The 4,204-nt window shown below is 56.7% G+C and carries 4 protein-coding genes; 1 reads left to right on the top strand and 3 read right to left on the bottom strand.

Annotated features, from left to right (window positions below; translation table 11 throughout):
* A partial coding sequence (locus RTY00_RS21015) for a TIM-barrel domain-containing protein (RefSeq protein WP_312665999.1) occupies window positions 1-668 on the top strand: 668 nt, incomplete at its 5' end.
* A gap of 147 nt (window positions 669-815) precedes the next feature.
* On the opposite strand, the gene tyrR is transcribed toward RTY00_RS21015, so the two are convergent.
* The 3 genes from tyrR to RTY00_RS21000 all read right to left on the bottom strand — a co-directional run.
* Complete coding sequence (gene tyrR, locus RTY00_RS21010) at window positions 816-2,381, bottom strand: transcriptional regulator TyrR (RefSeq protein WP_008106462.1); 1,566 nt, start codon at window positions 2,379-2,381, stop codon at window positions 816-818.
* A 213-nt stretch (window positions 2,382-2,594) separates the two neighbouring features.
* Entirely contained in the window at window positions 2,595-3,668 is a 1,074-nt protein-coding gene (locus RTY00_RS21005) for a YcjF family protein (RefSeq protein WP_312665998.1), read from the bottom strand.
* Window positions 3,665-4,204, bottom strand: a 540-nt coding sequence (locus RTY00_RS21000; protein ID WP_312665997.1) for a YcjX family protein, incomplete at its 5' end; no start/stop codon positions are given. The genes RTY00_RS21005 and RTY00_RS21000, both read right to left, overlap by 4 nt.

Raw genomic sequence — 4,204 nt, 5'->3', positions numbered from 1 at the left:
CGGGCGACGTTCACTCCTCGTTCCATGCCTTACGTAATCAGTTCACAGCCGGGCTGAATATGGCAATGGCGGGAATTCCGTGGTGGACCACCGACATCGGCGGTTTTCAGGGCGGAAATATTCATGACCCGGCGTTTCATGAACTGCTAATCCGTTGGTTCCAGTGGGCGGTATTCTGCCCGGTAATGCGTCTGCATGGTTACCGAGAGCCACAAATTGCACCTGAAGAAGCCTGGCGCGACGGCATTGCGCAATGCAACAGCGGATCACCTAATGAGGTTTGGAGTTACGGTGAGGAGAATTACGCGCTGATGAAAAGTTGCCTGCTGCAACGTGAGCAGATTCGCCCCTATATTGATGGCCTAATGCGCGAAGCGCATGAGCTGGGCGATCCAGTGATGCGCCCGCTGTTCTATCACTACCCGCAGCAGCCAGAGAGCTGGCAAGTGGAAGATCAGTATCTGCTGGGCCGTGACCTGCTGGTTGCGCCGGTGCTGCACGCCGGGCAGCGTGAACGTGAAGTGTGGTTACCTGCTGGTGAGCAATGGATTGCGCGTAACGGCGAGTGCTATCAAGGCGGACAATGCATTAGCGTCGCCGCGCCATTGAGTGAGATTCCGGTGTTTATGAGGGAAGGAAGTCAGGTAGATCTTCGCGCACCCGACTAAAACCCAGCTAAATAAACGTAGGGTCGCCATTCATGGCGACCAAAGACAAAGACATCCGCTTGCCAAGGTTGATGCACGTTAGCGGACCAGGTCGCCATGAATGGCGACCCTACAGGCGGAACGACGTTACGGGATTTACGCGCCTTATTACTCGCTCTCGTTGCGCTTCTGCCCTAATCCATATTCACGCAGCTTATTGGCAATGGCTGTATGCGAGACGCCGAGGCGTTTCGCCAGTTTGCGCGTGCTGGGATAAGAGAGATAAAGACGCGTCAGCACTGAACGTTCGAAGCGGCTGGTGATGTCATCCAAAGAACCTTCCATCGCCTCTTCGCCCAATGACACATCCAGCGCCTGCTCTGGCAACACAATATCTTGTGGTCCAAGCTCATAACCTTCCAGCTGCGTCAGCGCACGGTACAGCGCATTCTTCAGCTGGCGCACGTTGCCCGGCCAGTTGTAGCGCGTCAGGAATGGCGTCAGCTGCGATGAAAGACGCGGACGCGGCAAGCCTTGTTCGTCGGCGAAACGGGCGACAAACATTTCGGTCAGCGGCAGAATATCCAGCGGACGTTCACGCAGCGGCGGCAGATTGAGCGTTAGCACATTCAGGCGATAAAACAGGTCCTCACGGAACTCACCGCGCTGCACCAGCTCAATTAAATTCTTCTGCGTGGCGCAAATCACGCGTACATCAACGTGCACTTCATGCTCTTCACCCACGCGGCGGAACGTGCCGTCGTTGAGAAAACGCAGCAGTTTGGTCTGCATGCGTGGCGACATTTCGCCAATCTCATCCAGCAATACCGAGCCGCCGTTAGCCTGCTCGAAAAAGCCTTTTTTGCCTTCCAGCGCATTCGGATAAGCGCCAGCGGCGTGCCCAAACAGCTCGCTCTCGGCCACATCATCCGGCAATGAGGCGCAGTTCAGCGCCAGGAACGGTTTTTTGCCGCGTGCGCTGCGTAAATGACAGGCGCGCGCCAGCATATCTTTGCCGGTGCCGGTGTCGCCCACTATCAACAGCGGCGCGTCGTGCATCGCCAGCTTGCGCGCCTGATCGATCACCTGACGCATTTTTGGCGTAACCGCCACAATGTGATCGAACTCCGACTCATCGGTAACGGTGAGATTCTGCAGCTGTCGGCCCATACGTGCCGTTGATTTCAGGGTGATCATCGCGCCAACCGGCAGATCGCTCTGGCCCTCTTCTTCAGCCAGATAAATCGGTCGCGCTTCCATCAGGAAATCGCGCCCCTGAATCACCACATGCTGCGCCTGTGCGTCAACACGTTCATTCTCCAGCCAGCGCTGGAAATTAAAGCCGGTGATTAAGGTGCCAACGTTTTGGTTGCGCAGCTTCTGTTCATCAAGGGTAAACAGATTTTGTGCCGCCGGATTGGCCAGCTCGACCTTGCATTTCAGATCGATGGATAACACCGGTTCCGGCATCGCCACCAGCAACGCACTCAATGCGCGATGCTCGCGTTCAGAGGGCATAAACGAAACGGTACGCACATCTGTCACGCCAGGTGTACGGCGAATTTCTGCCATCAGATTGCTGAAGGGTTCAAACTCCAGTGCGGTAAAATTGAGATAAATGCGACCGAGTGGCGCAATTTCGATGCCGCGCAGGTCGATATTGCGGGCAACCAGCAGGTCGAGCAACTCGCGCGCCAGACCGATTCGGTCCTGGCAGAAAACTTCCAAACGCATTGCGATGAGCCTTAGTCAGGTTTTGATTTTAGTGATAATACGCTAACTTGCAGCGCCTCAGAAGAGGCCTGTCAGGAAAAGTTGACAGCCAGAGGCAGGTGATAAAGGGAAGTGTAGCGGAGCGACCAACAAAAATCCCGCCGAATATGCGTAGCAACACAGATAATTTTACCTTTCACGCCGGTTGCAGCGTGAAAGGTAAGCAAGTGCTGATTATTTAGCAGCCTGCCCTGCTTTATCCCCACTTTTTACCAGGGATTCTTTCAGCTGACCAATTAACTCACGGCGGAAATCACCGAGACGCGGCTTATCATCTTCCAGCCAGGGTAATGGACGACACAATTCCATCGCTTTAATGCCGAGACGCGCGGTGAGCAAACCGGCACCGATCCCTTGCGCAGCGCGGGTTGACAGGCGCGCGGCGAGATCCTGCGACATCCAATCCATACCGACTTCACGCACCAGTTCGGAAGCACCGGCAAACGCCATATTGAGCAGTACCAGGCGGAACAAGCGGATGCGGCTAAAGTAGCCCAGCTCAATGCCATAAATCGCTGCGATGCGATTCACCAGCCGCAGATTGCGCCAGGCGATAAACGCCATGTCCACTAAAGCCAGCGGGCTGACGGCAATCATCAGCGTCGATTCGGCGGCGTGACGGCTGATTTCCCGGCGTGCCTGACGATCCAGCACCGGCTGCACCAGTTGGGCATACAAAGTTACGATTTCACGATCGTTGTGAGTTTCATGCAGCGCCGCATGCCAGCGCTGCAGTGCAGGATGCGCCTGATCGAGCTGGGCCTGCTGCGCCAGCTTTTCACAGAACGCACGACCTTTCCCCACGCCGTGACTGTGCAGCAACTCGCGGCCAATATCGCGCTCTTCGGCACGCTGACGCAGACGATATAAACGCCGCCATTCGCCTATCAGCGCGCCCGCACCCGCAGCGACAATCAATGTGCCGGCCACGCCGGTGCCGAGGGTAAACCAGTCGCGCACCATCCACGCATCGTGCAGCGTTTGCGCGCCCTGCGCCACCACGCTGACGCCGAAAATAGCCAGGCCAACGCCCACCATTTTGCGCCACAGGCTGCGCTTCGGCCGCAGCGCGGCTTCCACCACTTTTTCGCCTTCGCCCTCTTCCAGCGGCTCGGCTTCTGCCGTGGCGAGAAAGGCCTTCTCACTGTCCGCGCTAAAGGTTTGCGCGGCGCGCAGTGGTTTCTCCGCTTCTACCGTCAGCGGACGGGCAAAATCAATGCGTCCTTTTAAAGGTGTTTCGTCGCTCATCGCAATTTATCTCCCAGTAAAAATTCCAGTGCGGCATCCATGCGAATGTGCGGCAGCGGACGATCAACATCCAGCTGCTGCGGCCGGAACTGTTCAAACTGAAATCCCTGCTGCTGCCAGAAATTGTGGCCCGGCAAACGCGGCGGCACTTCGCCGGGATAGAACGTCAGCGCTTCATTATCGGCTAAACGATGACCGCGCAACGCCGGTAACTTCTCGCCGCGATGATCCACCAGCCCGCTTTCCGTCGCCTGCACCGAGGCCAAACCGAGGCAATCCATGTTGATGCCTTCAAAAGCCGCGTTCTGCCACGCGTCCTGCACCAACTGCTGCAACAGCGACACCATATTGGCGTGCTGATCCGAGGTGACATGATCGGCTTTGGTGGCAGCAAACAGCAGCTTATCGATAACCGGAGAAAACAGGCGGCGGAACAGCGTGCGCTGACCGTAATGGAAGCTCTGCATCAGTTGCGTCAACGCGAGGCGCATATCGTTGAACGCTTGCGGCCCGCTGTTAAGCGGTTGCAGACAATC

This window comes from Pantoea sp. CTOTU49201, from assembly GCF_032054795.1.
GTDB lineage: Bacteria > Pseudomonadota > Gammaproteobacteria > Enterobacterales > Enterobacteriaceae > Pantoea > Pantoea symbiotica.
This window is presented reverse-complemented; position numbering and strand designations above follow the sequence as displayed.

Coding starts and splice junctions, on each gene's coding strand:
- tyrR (WP_008106462.1), bottom strand. CDS start 2,381: ATGCGTTTGGAAGTTTTCTGCCAGGACCGAATCGGTCTGGCGCGCGAG.
- RTY00_RS21005 (WP_312665998.1), bottom strand. CDS start 3,668: ATGAGCGACGAAACACCTTTAAAAGGACGCATTGATTTTGCCCGTCCG.